This is a genomic window from Longitalea arenae (assembly GCF_016924755.1).
GTDB lineage: Bacteria > Bacteroidota > Bacteroidia > Chitinophagales > Chitinophagaceae > Niastella > Niastella arenae.
This window is the reverse complement of sequence record NZ_JAFFJX010000009.1, coordinates 144,998-162,380: the sequence shown is the minus strand read 5'-3', so window position 1 is coordinate 162,380 and position 17,383 is coordinate 144,998. Positions and strand designations below refer to the sequence as shown.

The 17,383-nt window shown below is 48.2% G+C and carries 11 protein-coding genes; 6 read left to right on the top strand and 5 right to left on the bottom strand.

What is annotated here, in order from left to right; translation table 11 throughout:
• Positions 1–8: 8 nt before the first annotated feature.
• On the bottom strand, positions 9–830 hold the full coding sequence (locus tag JT717_RS18495) for a hypothetical protein (protein WP_205512300.1): 822 nt from the start codon (positions 828–830) through the stop codon (positions 9–11).
• 106 nt (positions 831–936) lie between these two features.
• Here JT717_RS18495 and folD point away from each other — a divergent pair, with 106 nt between their 5' ends.
• The 6 genes from folD to JT717_RS18465 all read left to right on the top strand — a co-directional run bounded on the left by folD (position 937) and on the right by JT717_RS18465 (position 10,841).
• Entirely contained in the window at positions 937–1,812 is an 876-nt protein-coding gene (gene folD, locus JT717_RS18490) for a bifunctional methylenetetrahydrofolate dehydrogenase/methenyltetrahydrofolate cyclohydrolase FolD (protein ID WP_205512298.1), read from the top strand.
• 172 nt (positions 1,813–1,984) lie between these two features.
• On the top strand, positions 1,985–2,605 hold the full coding sequence (locus tag JT717_RS18485; RefSeq protein WP_205512297.1) for a 7-carboxy-7-deazaguanine synthase QueE: 621 nt from the start codon (positions 1,985–1,987) through the stop codon (positions 2,603–2,605).
• A 270-nt stretch (positions 2,606–2,875) separates the two neighbouring features.
• The gene (locus JT717_RS18480) at positions 2,876–4,786 is read left to right on the top strand and encodes an OmpA family protein (RefSeq protein WP_205512295.1); all 1,911 of its coding nucleotides are present in this window, start codon (positions 2,876–2,878) and stop codon (positions 4,784–4,786) included.
• 185 nt (positions 4,787–4,971) lie between these two features.
• Complete coding sequence (gene dprA / locus JT717_RS18475; protein ID WP_240348227.1) at positions 4,972–6,084, top strand: DNA-processing protein DprA; 1,113 nt, start codon at positions 4,972–4,974, stop codon at positions 6,082–6,084.
• Positions 6,085–6,709: 625 nt separating this feature from the next.
• Positions 6,710–10,045: a preprotein translocase subunit SecA gene (gene secA / locus JT717_RS18470; protein WP_205512293.1), complete on the top strand. Its 3,336-nt coding sequence runs from the start codon at positions 6,710–6,712 to the stop codon at positions 10,043–10,045.
• Positions 10,046–10,337: 292 nt separating this feature from the next.
• Positions 10,338–10,841: a methyltransferase family protein gene (locus JT717_RS18465; RefSeq protein WP_205512291.1), complete on the top strand. Its 504-nt coding sequence runs from the start codon at positions 10,338–10,340 to the stop codon at positions 10,839–10,841.
• A gap of 171 nt (positions 10,842–11,012) precedes the next feature.
• Here the strand turns inward: JT717_RS18465 and JT717_RS18460 are convergent, their stop codons facing one another.
• The 4 genes from JT717_RS18460 to JT717_RS18445 all read right to left on the bottom strand — a co-directional run bounded on the left by JT717_RS18460 (position 11,013) and on the right by JT717_RS18445 (position 17,323).
• A complete protein-coding gene (locus tag JT717_RS18460; RefSeq protein ID WP_205512289.1) occupies positions 11,013–11,837 on the bottom strand; it encodes a 3-keto-disaccharide hydrolase in 825 nt (274 codons plus the stop codon).
• A gap of 233 nt (positions 11,838–12,070) precedes the next feature.
• On the bottom strand, positions 12,071–12,673 hold the full coding sequence (locus tag JT717_RS18455) for a c-type cytochrome (protein WP_205512287.1): 603 nt from the start codon (positions 12,671–12,673) through the stop codon (positions 12,071–12,073).
• A gap of 211 nt (positions 12,674–12,884) precedes the next feature.
• Positions 12,885–14,192: an amidohydrolase family protein gene (locus JT717_RS18450; protein WP_205512285.1), complete on the bottom strand. Its 1,308-nt coding sequence runs from the start codon at positions 14,190–14,192 to the stop codon at positions 12,885–12,887.
• A 38-nt stretch (positions 14,193–14,230) separates the two neighbouring features.
• Complete coding sequence (locus JT717_RS18445; RefSeq protein ID WP_205512283.1) at positions 14,231–17,323, bottom strand: amidohydrolase family protein; 3,093 nt, start codon at positions 17,321–17,323, stop codon at positions 14,231–14,233.
• Positions 17,324–17,383: the final 60 nt, after the last annotated feature.

Genomic DNA, 17,383 nt, shown 5'->3' with positions numbered 1-17,383 from the left:
GCGCCATTTCACCGGCCTTCCTTTTGTTTTCCGTAAAATAACAGTAGCAATCCCGGTGTGAGGCCCAATTGAGGATGATAGCGCACACATACATCGGCCCGGCAGTTTTTCCATTGCCAGCCAATGCCTGCATAAGGAGAACTTGTAGCCGTTGTAATGCCCGTACGTACAAATAAGCGGTCGGGTACAACGATATATTGTAAACCAGCCTGCACATTTACCGGCCGGTCTTCTTCCTTGCTGATCTCTGCACTCAGGAACAATTGCTTCGACACTTCATACCCGGCCCCGAACTGATACACGGACGCCAGCTTTTCGGCGGAATGATGCCGGAAATGACCGCCTACCGGGTTCACGATATGAATTCCGGTAACCAGGTTTGTACTCACCTGCCACTGACTGGCTATTTCGAACCCGATAGCAGCATCATTACCGTAACCGGCAACATGCATCATATTATAGTTACCCTGCACGCCCAGGCTAACCCGACCAAGGTCTTTGCCATAAGCCAGCGCCAGCTGGCTTTCATTAAAATCAGGGAAGCCGGCGTATTGCATGCCAATGCCGACCCCTCCGCCGTCTACTGGTATCGCCAGGGTGGCCATGTACATCGAAAGCTCCTTCAACCCATATTTTTGTTCGGCATAAACACCCGCGCTGAGCCGGGTAAGATGACCCAGGGCCGCCTGATTGGCCAGAAAGGAAAATGACTGGGTAAACTGTTGACTATAAGCTCCCAGGCCGGTATATAGCGTACCCGGCGAGTAACGTACCGACTGGCCCAAGGCCAGACAGGGGATAAAGTAAAATGGCAATAGCAGTCTTTTCACGTTAGCTGGCTTTCCAAAAAGCCATTAAACATATTTAAAAAACGTAATATAAAAAATTTTTTATTCTCCTTTAGGGCAACTTACCGCAGCACTTTACCTTTGCGCCATGAAAATTTTAGACGGGCAGCTTGTATCACAGGCAACGAAGGATGAATTGAAAATAAAAGTGGCTCAACTGGTAGCCGAAGGTAAAAAGGTACCACACCTGGCTGCTGTGCTGGTTGGTAATAATGGGGCCAGTGAAACCTATGTGGGTTCCAAAGTAAGGACCTGCGAAGAGATCGGCTTTCATTCTACCCTCATTCGCCTCGATGAATCTATCAGCGAGTTCAAGCTGCTGGAAACCATAGAGGAACTGAACAATGATATGGATGTGGACGGTATCCTGGTACAGTTGCCCCTGCCTAAACATATTTCAGATGAAAAAGTGATCAATGCCATTCATCCTTCCAAAGACGTTGACGGCTTTCACCCGGTGAGCGTAGGAAAAATGGTACAGTCGCTTCCCACCTTTATACCCGCAACGCCGCATGGCATTATGCTTATGCTGGAGCATTATAAGATCAATACCAAGGGCATGCATGCTGTAGTGATCGGCCGCAGCAATATTGTTGGCCGTCCCATGAGCATTCTGCTCAGCGCCAACAGCAATCCCGGCAATTGCACCGTCACCATTTGCCATTCGCATACAAAGAACCTGAGAGAAATCTGCCTGCAGGCAGATATTATTGTAGCTGCTTTAGGCCGGCCAGAATTTGTAAAACCCGATATGGTAAAAGACGGCGCCATTGTGATCGATGTAGGTATCACCCGCGTTCCCGACGCTACCAAAAAAAGAGGCTATGCCTTAAAAGGCGATGTAGAGTTTGATACCGTTGCTCCTAAATGTTCCTGGATCACCCCCGTTCCGGGTGGCGTAGGCCCTATGACCATTGCCGCACTTATGACAAATACGTACAATGCCTGCTTGCTTAAACACTAAAAACTGATGGGCTGATTAGCTGATGTGCTGATTTGCTAATGCCCCGTTGAGATGCGCGAGACCAGGCTGCCAGCCCGGTAATACAGCATCAGCAAATCAGCTAATTAGCAAATTAGCACATGCAGAGCAACATATTAGCACATGCACTGTTATATTCATGAACAAAGATGTAATGACAAAACCTGAAATAGATATTGTCCAATATCCTGTAATGGAAGCCTTCTATACCCTTCAGGGAGAAGGTTACCACCAGGGAAAAGCTGCTTACTTCATTCGCCTTGGCGGATGTGATGTAGGATGCGTGTGGTGCGATGTAAAAGAAAGCTGGGAAGCGGCCAAACATCCGCAACAAAGCATTCACGACATGGTGACCGCAGCCAGTGCCTTTCCCGGCCGCTTGGCAGTGATCACCGGGGGTGAACCGCTGATGCACAATCTCGATGCCCTCACCGACGCCCTGCATGAAGCCGGCTTTCAAACCAATATAGAAACATCCGGCGCCTGGCCGGTGAGCGGTTCCTGGGACTGGATCTGCCTTTCGCCCAAAAAATTCAAAGCGCCCCTGCCCGGAATACTACCGCTGGCCAATGAGCTCAAAGTAGTTATTTTCAACAAGAGCGATTTTGACTGGGCCGAAAAGTACGCAGCACTGGTTTCACCAGCCTGTAAACTCTATCTGCAACCGGAATGGAGCAAATCGGCCGTTGTAACGCCGCTGATCATTGATTATATCAAGGCCAATCCCCGCTGGGAATTTTCCCTGCAGCTGCATAAATACATTCATGTGCCGTAGTTTGCGTTGATTAGCACCGCCTTCCCATCATTTATAACAGTTTCTTACAAACTTTTGGGACGCTATTCGCATCTTAGAGGTGAAAAGCAGGTTTTTCTTTAAAACCTGACACATTTTTTATCTTTAATTTTCAAAACCGCACTGATTTTGAAGCAGAACAACGCGCGATCAAAACAGTGACGGAATATAAATGGTAAAAAGAATGCCGGTTTATAGGGAACTATTCTCCATTGCCATTGACCATCGACCATTCACGATCAAAAGCACCAGATGATTAAGAAACTAATTACAATATCCATTTTTGCCGCCCTCTTCTGTTCCACAGCACAGGCGCAGTACGATCCTGATAAAGTGAGTAAGAAAGCAAAAGCCCTGTTTGAAAAAGCATATGGCATCGCCATGAACGGCCAGTACAATGAAAGCATAAAGACACTGCACGATGCCATAAAAATAGAACCGCGTTACCTGGAAGCTTTTCTTTCCATTGCCGGTTTATATTCTGAACAGAAAAATTATAAAAGCGCTATTGAGTACTATGAAAAAGCAAAGGCTATCGATAGCAACTGGTTTAAGGATTATAACCTGCCCTACTCGATTAACCTCGCCGGCATCGGCGAATTTGAGAAAGCGCTCAATGCATTGAACGATTTCCAGTCCCTGCCTAACCTGAATGAACAAAGCAGGAAGGCAGCTGATTACCGCCGCAAGACCTATGAATTTGCCATCGAATACAGTAAGCAACACCCCAACGGCAATTACCGCTTCGAACCGCAGAACATGGGCGATAGCATTAACAGCAACCACCTTGAATATTTTCCCACCCTTACCATCGACGACAAAGAATTCATTTTTACCCGCCGGGTAAATGGGAATGAGGAATTCTATGAATCGAAGTTTGAAAATGGCCACTGGACAAAAGCACAGCCTTTGCCCGGCGATATCAATTCGAATCTGAACGAAGGCGCCCAGAACATTTCGCAGGATGGGCAGTGGCTCATCTTCACCGGTTGCAATTTTCCCTATGGATTAGGCAGCTGCGACCTCTATATTTCTTACTTAACACCCGATGGCTGGAGCAAACCCGAGAACATGGGCAACCGGATAAATACCGAGGCCTGGGAATCGGCGCCCTGCCTCTCGCCCGATAAGCGCGACCTGTATTTTGCCAGCAGCCGACTGGGAGGTTATGGCGGTCAGGACCTGTATGTAAGTCACCTGTTACCGAATGGCCGCTGGAGCGATCCGGAAAACCTGGGGCCTGAAATAAATTCTATCGGTGATGAGAATGCGCCTTTCATTCATGCCGATAACCAAACCCTGTACTTTACATCGGGCGGCCACCTGGGCTATGGCGGCAGCGACCTGTTCATGGCAAAAAAACAGGCTAAGGGCTGGTCAAAACCCGTTAATCTTGGTTATCCCATTAATACCATCGAAAACGAAGGCAGCCTGGTAATTGCCGCCGATGGAAAAACCGCTTATTATACCAGCGACCGCAGCGACAGCCGCGGCGGGCTCGATCTGTACAGATTTGAATTAAGGGAAGATGTGCGCCCGGCCCGCACACTTTGGGTGAAAGGAAAAGTGTTCGATAAAAAAACCACCAAAGGATTGCCATCCGCTGTTGAACTAACCGACCTGAACAGCCGCGAAGTATTAAGCCGCGTTCAAACAGATGCTACCGGCAATTACCTCATCACCTTACCTGTTGGTAAAGATTATGCGTTCAATGTAAAACGCCGCGGGTACCTGTTCTTCTCAGAGAATTTTCCATTGAGCCAGAAAGCCCCTGATTCCACGTACAATATTGACATTCCTTTACAACCCATTGAAGCAAATGCCAGCGTGGTGCTGAAAAACATTTTCTTCGACCTGGGCAAATTCGATCTGAAACCGGAATCTACCATTGAACTCGATAATATTTTTCAGCTGCTAAAAGAAAACCCAACCCTGAAGATCCAGATCAGCGGACATACCGATAATATCGGTAAAGCGGCCGACAACATGACCCTGTCGAACAACCGGGCGCAGGCCGTAGTGAAATACCTGGCAGGCAAAGGCATTGAAGCGGCCCGCCTTAGCTTCAAAGGGTATGGCGCCACCAAACCCATTGCCGATAATGATAGTGAACAGGGAAGAGCGCAGAATAGAAGAACGGAGTTGCAGGTGGTTAGTCAATAATAGTACTCAGCTTAATGCATAACTATCCCTGGGAATCAGTTCCAGGTTACAGGTTGCAGGTTTCAGGGCTTTGCCTTTGTGTACCTGTATTCCTTGTATCATGTAACCTGGAACTTGTAACCGATAAAGCTCCTTAATACCACGAAAGCCCGTATCTTAGTTAAAGTTTCAATGGCCCATTAACCATGACGACGATAACTAACGATCTGCTATACCAGCTGGCATTAACCCAGGTACCCCAAATCGGTTGCGTACATGCCAAACTCTTAATACAACAATTTCAAACGGCGGAAGCCATCTTCAAAGCACGTATTGCCGACCTTGAAAAAACAGAAGGCATCGGATCAGTACGCGCCCGGTGCATTAAATCTTTTAAGCAGTTTGCCGAGGCCGAAAAAGAGATCACCTTTATTGAGAAATATAAGATCCGGCCGCTGTTCATCAACCAACCCGAATATCCTCAACGGTTGCTGCATTGTTACGATTCCCCTACCCTGCTTTTTTACCGGGGAGAAACCGATCTCAACGCCCCCAGAGTAATAGCGGTTATCGGAACCCGGCATCACAGCAGCTACGGCAAACAACTTACCGAAAAGCTCGTATCGGAACTGGCCGCCTATGATGTGCTGGTGGTGAGCGGGCTCGCATTCGGCATTGATGCCATTGCCCATAAAGCGGCGCTCAAAAATGACCTGCCTACTGTTGGCGTACTGGCCCATGGGCTCGATTCCCTGTATCCGTCTGAACATACTACGCTGGCAAAAGACATGGTAAAACAGGGCGGCGGATTGCTTACGGAATATTTCAGCGACGTTACGGCGGAAAAGCACCATTTTCCCATCCGCAACCGCATAGTGGCCGGCATGTGTGATGCCGTAGTGGTCATTGAAACCGGCGTAAAAGGGGGCAGCATGATCACGGCAGACCTGGCGAACGGCTATAACCGTGATGTTTTTGCTTTTCCCGGGCGGGTAACCGATGCCAAAAGTGCAGGCTGCAATGCCCTTATCAAAAACAATAAAGCGGTTTTAGTCACAGAAACCCGGGAATTGGCAGAAATACTCGGCTGGGATCTGCCTGCGGCGAAAAAGATCCAGTCCCAAAAAGAACTTTTCGTTAACTTAAATGAAGCCGAGAAAACGATTGTAGACATCCTTCAGGAAAAACAACCTGTGCATATCGACGAATTGAATCTTCGCTGCGGATTCAGCACCAGCTCCATGGCGGCCGCCATCCTCAACCTCGAACTACAAAACCTGGTGCTGGCCCTCCCCGGTAAAATGTATCAGTTGGTGTAGGAAACGGCCACTGCCACTGCCAATTACACTGATCATCATTGCATTAGAATCCATTTCGTTTTACCACCGAACAAATTTCCGACGCAAATGGTATTACCAGCTTACTGGCCGGGAGTAACCCAGTGCCGGGCTATTGCCGTACCAGATGCAGGGAAGTCTCGTACTTGTTTCGTACATATCCCGTAGATGTCCCGTATATAAGCCGTTCCTTTAAAGGTACGAGACATCTAGGGGACACTTACAGTACAGGTAGCTGCCAACCAGGGCAAATTGCCGCAGATGGCCCCCTTCAAACCCGGAGTAAGCATTGAACAGGGCTGGCACCGGGTGCAGGCGCTGCCTGTAGCGGCCGTAAACCGGGAGCTGAAATTTCCGGCATTTAAAAGCCCAGGCAGAAACTGCAAACCGCCCAGACAATTATATTCCCCCTTTTCACATGCGTAAAGCCCGGCCGGTGGCCAAAAGGTGCAATTATTGCCTGCAAACCATTGACTTCTATCAGGCCAACTGCCCGCTTTTTCTTACCTTTGACGTCCCTGTCAAATTGGCTAGCTGCCAAACTGTAGCATCCTTTTTGACCAGCTGTAGGTTTGTAATCTTTAAAAAAATAATTAACCGCTATATCATGTTAGGTTTTCTTTCAAAAATGTTCGGGGGAAGCAAGTCGGAAAAGGATATTAAAACCATCCTTCCGATTGTAGACCAGATCAATAAGAACTTTACTGCTTACCAGTCGCTGTCTAACGATGAGTTACGCAATAAAACCCAGGAATTCAGGAACCGGATAAAAGCCCACCTGCAAAAGATCGACGAAGAGATCGCCGATCTCAATAAACAGGCGGAAGCCTTGCCGTTCAGCGATATCGTTGGTAAAGACGCTATTTACCAGCAGGTAGACGCCCTCCTTAAAGAGCGGGATAAACAAATTGAGGAGATCCTGAAGGAGATTCACCCGGAAGCATTCGCTGTAGTGAAAGAAACCGCACGCCGCTTCAAGGAAAATGCAGAAATAGTAGCCACGGCTACCGAGCTCGACCGCGAGCTCAGTGTTAAAAAAGATTACGTTACTATACAGGGCAATCAATCTATCTTCAAAAACAGCTGGAATGCCGGCGGCAACCTGATCACCTGGAACATGGTTCATTATGATGTACAGCTGATCGGTGGAACCGTATTACATCAGGGCAAGATCTCTGAAATGGCAACGGGTGAAGGTAAAACCCTGGTGAGTACCCTGCCGGCTTACCTGAATGCGCTGGCTGGTGAAGGCGTACACATCGTAACCGTGAACGATTACCTGGCCAAACGTGACTCTGAATGGAACGGAACCATTTTCGAATGGCTGGGTCTTACCGTTGACTGCATCGACAAACATCAGCCCAACAGTGCCGAAAGAAGAAAAGCTTACCAGGCCGATATCACGTATGGCACCAATAACGAATTCGGTTTCGATTACCTCCGCGATAACATGGTGCATACTCCTGAAGAAATGGTTCAACGCAAGCACCATTTCGCCATGGTGGATGAGGTGGATAGCGTATTGATCGACGATGCGCGTACGCCATTGATCATTTCGGGTCCTGTTCCCCGCGGCGATGACCAGCAATACCACATATTACGCGACCGCGTGCGTAACCTGGTTGAAATGCAAAAACAGGTGGTGAACAAGAACCTGATCGAAGCAAAGAAAATGTTCGAAGCGGGCGATGATGATCCGAAAACAGGCGGCCTTTCATTGATGCGCGCTTACCGCGGTTTGCCCAAACACAGCGCCCTCATTAAATTCCTGAGCGAGCCCGGCATCAAAGTAAAACTGCAGAAAGCCGAGAACTATTACCTGGCCGATCAGCAAAAACAAATGCCGGTAGTAGATGAAGAGCTATTCTTTCACATAGATGAAAAAAATAACTCGGTTGACTTAACCGATAAAGGTATTCAGGCCATCACCAGGGCAGGTGAAGATGCAGAGTTCTTCGTGCTGCCCGATATTGGTATTCACCTGGCGGAAATAGATAAATCTGAGGTGAGCGCCGAAGAGAAATTGCAACGCAAAGAAGCCGTTCTCAATGAATACACGATCAAGGCCGATCGTATTCACACCGTACAACAATTGCTGAAAGCCTATACCTTGTTCGACAAAGATGTAGAATACGTAGTTATGGACGGACAGGTGAAGATCGTAGACGAACAAACAGGCCGTATTCTCGATGGCCGCCGCTACAGCGACGGTTTACACCAGGCCATTGAAGCCAAGGAAAATGTAAAGATCGAAGCAGCTACACAAACCTACGCTACCATCACTTTACAGAACTATTTCCGCATGTACCACAAACTGGCCGGTATGACGGGTACTGCGGTAACCGAAGCATCGGAGTTCTGGGATATCTACAAGCTGGATGTGGTTACTATTCCAACGAATGTGCCCGCTATCCGTAAAGACCAGGAAGACCTGGTATACAAAACCAAACGCGAGAAGTATAAAGCAGTTATCGACGAAATAGAAAACCTGCGCAATGCCGGCCGGCCGGTACTGGTAGGTACTACCTCGGTGGAAGTGAGTGAATTGCTGAGCAAGATGCTGCAGGGTAAAAAGATCCCGCACAACGTATTAAACGCCAAACAGCACGCCAAGGAAGCACAGGTAGTGGCAGAAGCCGGTTTACCGGGAGCGGTTACCATCGCTACCAACATGGCCGGCCGTGGTACCGATATTAAACTGGGGCCCGGCGTAAAAGAAGCAGGCGGTTTAGCCATCATTGGCACCGAACGCCATGAAAGCCGCCGCGTTGACCGACAGTTGCGTGGTCGTGCCGGCCGTCAGGGTGACCCAGGAACTTCCCAGTTCTATGTATCACTAGAAGATGACCTCATGCGCCTGTTCGGCAGCGAACGCATCGCCAGCATCATGGACCGTTTTGGTTATAAAGAAGGCGAAGTGATCCAGCACAGCATGATCACGAAGAGCATTGAGCGCGCTCAAAAGAAAGTGGAAGAAAACAACTTTGGCATCCGTAAACGTTTGCTTGAATACGACGACGTAATGAACAAACAACGTAATGTGGTGTACAAAAAACGTAACCACGCGTTGTTCGGTGACCGTTTGGCGCTTGACCTCGATAACGCCTTCTACATTGTTGCAGAAGGCCTGGTGAATTCCTTCCAGGAACAAAATGACTACGAAGGCTTTAAGCTGGCAGCTATTGTAAACTTCGGTATCGACAGCGCTATAGCCGCCGAAGAATTTGAGAAAGGCAAAGCCAACGACCTGGCCGAGAAATTATACCAGGAAGCGATCGCCCGCTATCAGCATAAAACAGCAGAACTGCAACGGCAGGCCGTACCGGTGTTCCAGAACATCCGGGCAACACAGGGCAGCCATATTGAAAATGTGGTAGTACCCTTCACCGATAACAAAAAGGGATTACAGGTGCTGGCCAACCTCAACAAGACCCTCGAGACCGAGGGCCGCGAACTGATCAGCGCCCTGGAAAGACAAATAACCCTGGCTGTAATCGACGAAGCGTGGAAAGAGCATTTACGTGCGATGGACGACCTGAAGCAAAGTGTACAAACAGCTTACCTCGAGCAAAAAGATCCGCTGGTGATTTATAAGATCACTGCCTATGACCAGTTCAAACAAATGGACAGTGATGTAAACAAAGACATCATCAGCTTCTTATGCCACGCAGGTATACCGGTTGAACAACAGGCGCCCGGCAACCAGCAACAGGCACAGATCCGGGAAGGACATGAGCAAAAGACCGATATGAGCCGCATGCGCGCCAATAAGGAAGAAATAGATGCCCGCGGCGATGATTATGCAGCCAATGAACGCGACCAGTACGAAGATCCTGTAAGACAGGAGCCGGTTCGTGTAGGTCCCAAAGTTGGCCGCAACGATCCTTGTCCCTGTGGCAGCGGCAAGAAGTTCAAGAATTGTCATGGACGCGATGTAGCATAAGATTGATACATTATATTTTTGTAAAGCATCCCGCATATGCCGGGATGCTTTTTTATTGCAACATTACAGTACCACTTACCGGTAATTTTCCTTCGTTCAACCGCCAATTTCTGACAAAACACCGTATTTTAGTTCTTTAAATGTAATGGCTGGGATCAACCAGCTGCTATCTCGTACCACTGAAGACTCCGGAGCATCTGATTACCGCGATTTGTACTTGCCTGATCGCCCTGAAAAAGGGTATGAATTTTACCGTGTAGCATTTGTTTTAAAAGCATAAATTATTGCACATATGGAGTCGCCGTCAATTGCAAAACACTTTCGTGATATTCTTATATTGCCCTTTACCGTTACATTTATTGTACCTTATTTGTTATACGACAGCAAAGACCTGATCATACCTCATACCCTGCCCGTTAAACTCACCGGCTGGCTCATTGCTGTTGCCGGCTCTGCCCTGTTTGTGTATACTGTATTTCTCTTCAAAACATTGGGCCAGGGAACGCTGGCGCCCTGGGAGCCCACCAGGAAACTGATCGTGGAAGGGCCTTACCGCTATTGCCGGAATCCGATGATCTCGGGTGTATTCTTTATGATAACCGGGGAAGGACTCATGTTGTATTCAACCAATATCCTGGCATGGGCCGTAGCCTTCTTTATCATTAATACGCTTTATTTTATTTTTGTGGAAGAACGCAGCATGATGCAGCGCTTTGGCAGCGATTACCTTAAATACAAGAAACATGTGCCCAGGTGGATTCCGCGTTTACGGCCCTTCAGGTTATTAAATTCGTAGTTAATAAAAATGAGTGTGCTCTCTCCTTGGATAGTTTACAGGTTGCATGTTTCAGGCTACAAGGGTCTTATAAGTAAATGCTTCTGCAGCTTGCAACGCTGTAACATATACAGATTGCAGATCCGGTAACCGGTGACCGGCGACCTGCAACTTGTAACATGAAACCTGCAACTACTTCCTACCTCCCAACTCCGCTGCCAAGTCCTTAATTTCAACCTTCCTGAAATCAATTGGCTGCCCCTCGCTTTGCAGGGCAATGAATCCGGATGATAAGATCTTTCCATCCTGTTTCATCTTCGGATCAAAGTTCTGAACCACTTCCCCGCCTATTTGCGGTTTGGAATATTGCATTACCGTATCACCGTTTACAATATGCGTGATCAGGGAGTCGCCCAGCACAAGCAATTCTGCACGTACCCATTCGTTCTTATCGTATGTTTTGGACGTAGAATTTATACAATGCCTGGTATCGAGTTTGCCATTGTAAACGATATGCGTGCCGGGAGAACACATGTTGCCGGTAGTGCGCGGTTTACCATCGCCCAAGCCGGCCAGTAACTGAAATTCTATAGAGATCGGCCAGTTCTGCTCTTTGGGCATGGAGCGGGGGTCTTGTGAATGGAACATGATGCCGCTGTTCAACAATGTGTATGGAGGAGCATCCTTTTTCCATTCATCGGCAAATCGGTATTCCACCACCAGGTGATAATAGGAAAACGGTGTTTTATAATACAGATGACCGAACTGATCATTATAAGCGCCGTACTGATCGTACCGCACTTTGATCATGCTGTCTTCAACGCGGAAGGTGTTTCCGAAATTCACCCCCACCTCGTGGTGGTTGATCTTTACGATCCAGTCGTTTATGTCGCGGCCGTTGAATAAAGACACCCAGCCTTTTTTACCTGTCTGAACTTTATTTACGCTCTTGCAGCCTGCAATAAAAACAACCAACGAACAAAGCAGGCAAATGCGGAAGAATGATCCTGTGTGCATAAAGGATAGTGTTTCTTTATGCGGAAGATACAGGATTATCATGAAACGTAAAACGCAAAAACTGCAGGGCCAGGCTTGCGTTGATCGATGTGGTTACAGGCACCAACAAATGAAGCCAACTTGTTCAACTCTAGGCTTGCTTATTACCTATTCCTATTACTTGTTGGCCCTTGCGTTTTGCTTTTATCGCCTCTTTGCCTTTTGCTCTCTGCCTTTTGTGCCTTTTTGCCTTTTTATTGTTGCTGTTGCATATTATTGATCCTGGCGGCAGGCACTACATTCCTGACCGGCTTGATCGATTTCAGGTACGCAAAGATCGCTTTCAGATCTTCATCACTTGCATGGCTGAATTCCTGCCAGGGCATCGGCGGCAACAGTGGGCGGCTATTATCGAGCCCTTTGTATTTTCCTTCCCGGATGGCTTTGAAGAACTGCTGTTCGGTCCAGCTGCCAATACCGGTGGAATCGGGCGTGAGGTTCGCAGAATAAGAAATGCCCCAGGGCCCTACATAATTGGTGAGCATCTGGTTGAATAATATCCAGTTTTTAGCAGTGCCGGCATCATATTTCGCTACCGGCATCTCAGCCGGATGGCCCGACAACATTCTGTCGGTATCAAATTCGGGTCCCTTCGGCCCCATTTTCTTAGGAGTATGACAATCGTTGCAGCCCATAATGGTCACCAGGTATCTGCCCCGCTTTACCATACTATCGGGCGTCACGGCGCCTTTAACGGCAAGCTGCTGATTTTCCGGGCCTGTTTTGGCTTGATCGCAGTAAAAGAATACTACAGTCGTGCATATAATAGCGCCAACTATTACCAGAATTTTTTTCATATGCTAGTCAATTTGGTTACAAGTACAGAAATGGTGAAGCACTTAATTTACTGCAATACGGCGCTCTAAGAAAGAATTCCTAATATATATCATGTTGTTACTGATACTTTTTGATCTTTATCAAAATACCGTTAAACAACAAAGGTGTACCAGTGTTTCCCTCGCCCTGCCTGGAAACCTGGCACACCTTTGTGCTGTAAGTACTTATTGTTTACTTCAGCTCATATTTGTATTTATAGCGATCGTACAATTGCTTTTGCTTGTTCTCAAGACTTACTTCACGGCCCTGGATAAAAGCATATGTAATAATGCTGGTGCGCATATCGAGAATATCGCCTTCGCTTATTATAATATTGGCATCCTTACCGGCTTCCAGCGATCCTGTTTTATCATCAACGCCAAGGATCTTCGCTGCGTTCAACGTAATCGCCTGTAAGGCCTGTTCCTTCGTTAATCCATATGACGCTGCAGTACCGGCATTAAATGGCAGGTTACGGTAACGGCTTTCGGCATGTTCGTCATTCAGGGCAAACAATACGCCGGCTTTTTGCAACTGGGCAGGTGTTTTAAAAGGCTGGTCAACATCATCATCTTCTGCGGTCGGCAGCGCATGCTCGTCTTCCAGGATCACGGCGATATTGTATTGCTTCAGCAGGTCGGCGATCTGGTAGCTTTCACTGCCGCCTACGATCACTACATCAAAACCAAACTCCTTTACAAAATCTATTGCAATGAGCATTTGTTTCACCTGGCTGGCATGTACAAACAACTTTTGGGTCTTATTGAAAAGGCCCTTCAGTGCTTCCAGCTTCAGGTTGGTTTCCTTGTGGGTGCTTTCCTGCAGGTAGGCTTTTGCCTGGCGGAACATGGCTTTGATCTCATCCATTTTCTTCAGCGCCTCTTTGGTTGGATCGGTTTGCGGCTGCGGTATACCCGCAAAAAGCGCAAAGCGGCTGGGGCGACTGATAAAGGTGGGCATGTTCAGGTGGATGGCATTGTCCATTTTGTAGGCAGCATCTTCCCAGTTCCAGGCATCGAGTTGCACCACAGAAGAAGAGCCGCTGATGATGCCGCCCTGCGGCGTGATACCAGCTAATAAAATACCATTTGCTTTCAGGGTATTGATGATCTTGGAATCGGTATTGTATGCAACGATCGAGCGGATACTGTTGTTGTAGTCGCCCAGTTCAGAAAAGTCGTTCGAGCCTCTCACGCCATTGGCGATCTCTTTCAAGCCCAGGTCGGTTACCGGTAAGATCAGTCCGGGATATACCTGCCTGCCTTTCACATCAACTACTTTGGCATCGGCAGCTACGGTGATATTGGCGCCTACCTGCACGATCTTGCCATTATTCACCTCAATGGTGCCATTTTCAATGACCTGGCCATTACCAACATGAATGGTACCGTTAGTAATGAACAATTTACCGGCATGCGCTTTGGCCGGGTATACATCTTCCTGTGCCTGCAATGCAAGAGCAGTTACCAGAAAATGTATGCATATGATTATTTTCTTCATTGTATTTTCATTTAGAACTATTGCCAATTGTCGATTGCTTATTGATTCGCGTCGTTTTCGTTTACATCAACGGTGATCAAACCATCGTGGTGCTCGTGGTCGCCACAGCTCAGCACAACCTGCCAGCTGGGCGTTGCCGGCGCTACCGAGCTGCCGCTTTTCTTCTCCCCTAACATTTTTTGCACCAGGCGGTTCCTTTCTGCCGCGATCTTTTTCCGCAGCTCCAGGTCACGTGCGCGGTCAAAATACACGATACCATCCACGATCGTTTTTTCTGCTTTGGCATAAATGCTGAGCGGGTGGTCGCTCCATATCACTACATCAGCATCTTTGCCTGGCTTCAAACTGCCTACTTTATCATCCACGTGCAGGGCTTTGGCCGGGTTCAGGGTTACCATCTTGAATGCTTCTTCTTCCGACATACCGCCGTACTTCACACTCTTGGCAGCTTCCTGGTTCAGGCGGCGCGCCATCTCGGCATCGTCTGAGTTAATGCACACATTCAATCCTACCCGTTGCATGAGGGTTGCATTGTAGGGAATAGCGTCCTGTACTTCCGTTTTATAGGCCCACCAGTCGCTGAAAGTAGACGCATGGGCCCCATGGGCTTTCATCTTATCAGCCACCTTATAACCTTCGAGGATGTGCGTGAAGGTATTTACCTTGAAATTGAATTTTTCGGCCACACGCATCGTAGCGGTGATCTCGCTTTGTACATAGGAGTGGCAGGTAATGAAACGCTTTTTATTCATGATCTCTACCAGGGCTTCCAGCTCCAGGTCGCGGCGCACGGGGGCAGCAGCACTGGTAACAGCCGTTTTCTTTTTAGTAACCGGCGCTGAGCCTGCTTCCGCTTCCTTACATCCCTTTTCATATTCGCAGGCCCGTGTAAAAGCATCCATCAACACTTCCTCCACACCCATACGGGTATCGGGAAAACGGTTATTGTTCTGCGAGGTGGTGCGTTTTACGTTCTCGCCCAATGCGAATTTGATGAATGGATCAGCGCCTTTGAACTTCAGCTCTTCATCATTCGCTCCCCAGCGCAATTTGATCAGCTGGGTTTGTCCGCCAATCGTATTGGCCGAACCATGCAGGATATGCGAAGAAGTGACGCCGCCGCTCAGCTGGCGGTAAATGTTGATGTCTTCGGGATTGAGGTTATCAGCGATGCGTACTTCGGAGGTTACAGATTGTGCGCCTTCGTTGATAGAAGCAGCGGCAATATGCGAGTGCTCATCGATGATCCCGGGCGTAACGAATTTGCCGCTTGCATCAATGACCTTCGCACTGGCGTCAGACAGGTTTTTACCGATCTGGGCGATCCTGCCATTCTTTATCAATACATCTGTATTCTCAAGCTTACCTTCTTTTTCGTTGGTCCATACCGTACCATTCTTTATCAATATGGTTTCCGGTTTGGGCAATGAATCCCAGCCATACCCATTAAAAGGGAAGAGGACGGTACCCAATGGGCCCTGCATTTTTTTCCTGCTGGTATCCGGTACCGGCGTACCGGCTTTTGAGAAACTGGCAGTCCACAAAACATTATTCCCATCCGCATCCACGCCATTGCCATTCCATATATCGCCGCTTACGCTGCCGCCTAAGCGGATGGATGCAGCACGGGGTTTCTTTTCTGTTGCAAAACTGATGGTAACCAGCTTGCCGTCATAGCTGAACTTTGCCTTGATGGTATCTTTGGCAATGATGCTGGCATCGGTGTTGCTTTTTACATCAAGTGTATAGCTGTTGGTGCCAAGGGGCGATTTTACCTGGATGGCATATTGCCCGGCGATGGGCGTCCAGCTTTCATCCCTGATACTGTATTTGTCACCCTGGATCCAGTTTTGCAGGATCACCGTTTTTTCTTTGAACACTTCTCCTGTGGTGATAATAAAATTCGCCACTTTACCGGCATCGAGACTGCCCACTTTATCGTACACCCCTAATGCAGTGGCCGGCGTTTTGGTAAGCGCTTCCAGCGCTTTGGTGTCACTGAGGCCGTACTCAATGGCTTTGCGCAGATTGGCGAGGAACTGTTTCGGTTCCTTCAGCTCCGCCGCTGTTAAACAGAAGGGGATATTCGCCTTTTCGAAAGCAGCCGGATTGGCAGGCGCCAGTTCCCAGTGCTTCATATCGCCCAGGGAAACAAAGCGCGCATCATTGGGATCTTCCACATCCAGCGCCTGCGGAAAGTTGAGTGAAAGAATATAGGTGGCTTTTGTAGCGGCAATATCTTTTATCCGTTGATACTCGTTACCCCCGCCTTTAATGATATATTGAACGCCGAATTCATCGCCGATACGATCGGCGCGCAGATCGTTCCATTTATCGCCCGCATCGAAGATCTGTGGCAGCGACTGGTTATCGTTCCACGCTTTTAACGACAGGTTCACGCCTTCAGCGGCCGGGTTGCTCTTATACCACTGTGCATCGAGGTAGGTTTGGCGTAACAAAGCAATGGCCCCCATCATGGAAGAAGGGTAACTTTGGGTTGAAGTGCCTTTGGAAAGCGAATAATGCGCCGAGGCTTTGTCTTTCAGCATGACCAGGTTCTCTTTTTCGGCGGCCAGGGTAACCAGTGCACCAGTACCCCGCGCAATACCATCTTTCTGATGCGTGAGCACAGCGCCAAAACCTATCTCCCGCAAAGGTCTTGCTTTGGCGTCATCGGTATTGAACAGTTTGGCGGCGTCTATTTCGCTTTTGATTGCCTGGTTCCAGCCAAACACGCCTTTGGTATTGGACGTAAGCTGTGCAGGTGCGCGAAAATCGAAAGGCGCTCCCTGCCTTTGCGGAACAGGAATACCATAATCACCGAAAATATCAATGAAGGACGGGTAAATGAATTTACCGCTGCAATCAACCACTACGGCGTCTTTCGGAATGCTTACCGAAGTACCCACCGATATAATTTTACCTTCGCGGATCAGCAGCGTGGCATTGGAGACTGTGGTTTGAGCATCCTTTACAATGGTGGCATTGGTGAACGCAAAACATTTTGCCTGGGGATCAGCGATGCCGTTGACAGGAAAAGTGATCTGTGCTTTGGCAGCTAAGTATGTTATAAACATCAGGCCCAACAGGAAACAGCGCTTTCCTGGTGGAAAGAAACAGTACTTTCTCATGTGCTTTTGGTTTAATAAATTCTCGTACAAAGGCCGAATTTAATTAAATGAACTAATTTA

Bases quoted from the DNA above. Each gene is read 5' to 3' on its own strand.
- folD (WP_205512298.1), top strand. From the start codon at position 937: ATGAAAATTTTAGACGGGCAGCTTGTATCACAGGCAACGAAGGATGAA.
- JT717_RS18485 (WP_205512297.1), top strand. From the start codon at position 1,985: ATGACAAAACCTGAAATAGATATTGTCCAATATCCTGTAATGGAAGCC.
- JT717_RS18480 (WP_205512295.1), top strand. From the start codon at position 2,876: ATGATTAAGAAACTAATTACAATATCCATTTTTGCCGCCCTCTTCTGT.
- dprA (WP_240348227.1), top strand. From the start codon at position 4,972: ATGACGACGATAACTAACGATCTGCTATACCAGCTGGCATTAACCCAG.
- secA (WP_205512293.1), top strand. From the start codon at position 6,710: ATGTTAGGTTTTCTTTCAAAAATGTTCGGGGGAAGCAAGTCGGAAAAG.
- JT717_RS18465 (WP_205512291.1), top strand. From the start codon at position 10,338: ATGGAGTCGCCGTCAATTGCAAAACACTTTCGTGATATTCTTATATTG.
- JT717_RS18460 (WP_205512289.1), bottom strand. From the start codon at position 11,837: ATGCACACAGGATCATTCTTCCGCATTTGCCTGCTTTGTTCGTTGGTT.
- JT717_RS18455 (WP_205512287.1), bottom strand. From the start codon at position 12,673: ATGAAAAAAATTCTGGTAATAGTTGGCGCTATTATATGCACGACTGTA.
- JT717_RS18450 (WP_205512285.1), bottom strand. From the start codon at position 14,192: ATGAAGAAAATAATCATATGCATACATTTTCTGGTAACTGCTCTTGCA.
- JT717_RS18445 (WP_205512283.1), bottom strand. From the start codon at position 17,323: ATGAGAAAGTACTGTTTCTTTCCACCAGGAAAGCGCTGTTTCCTGTTG.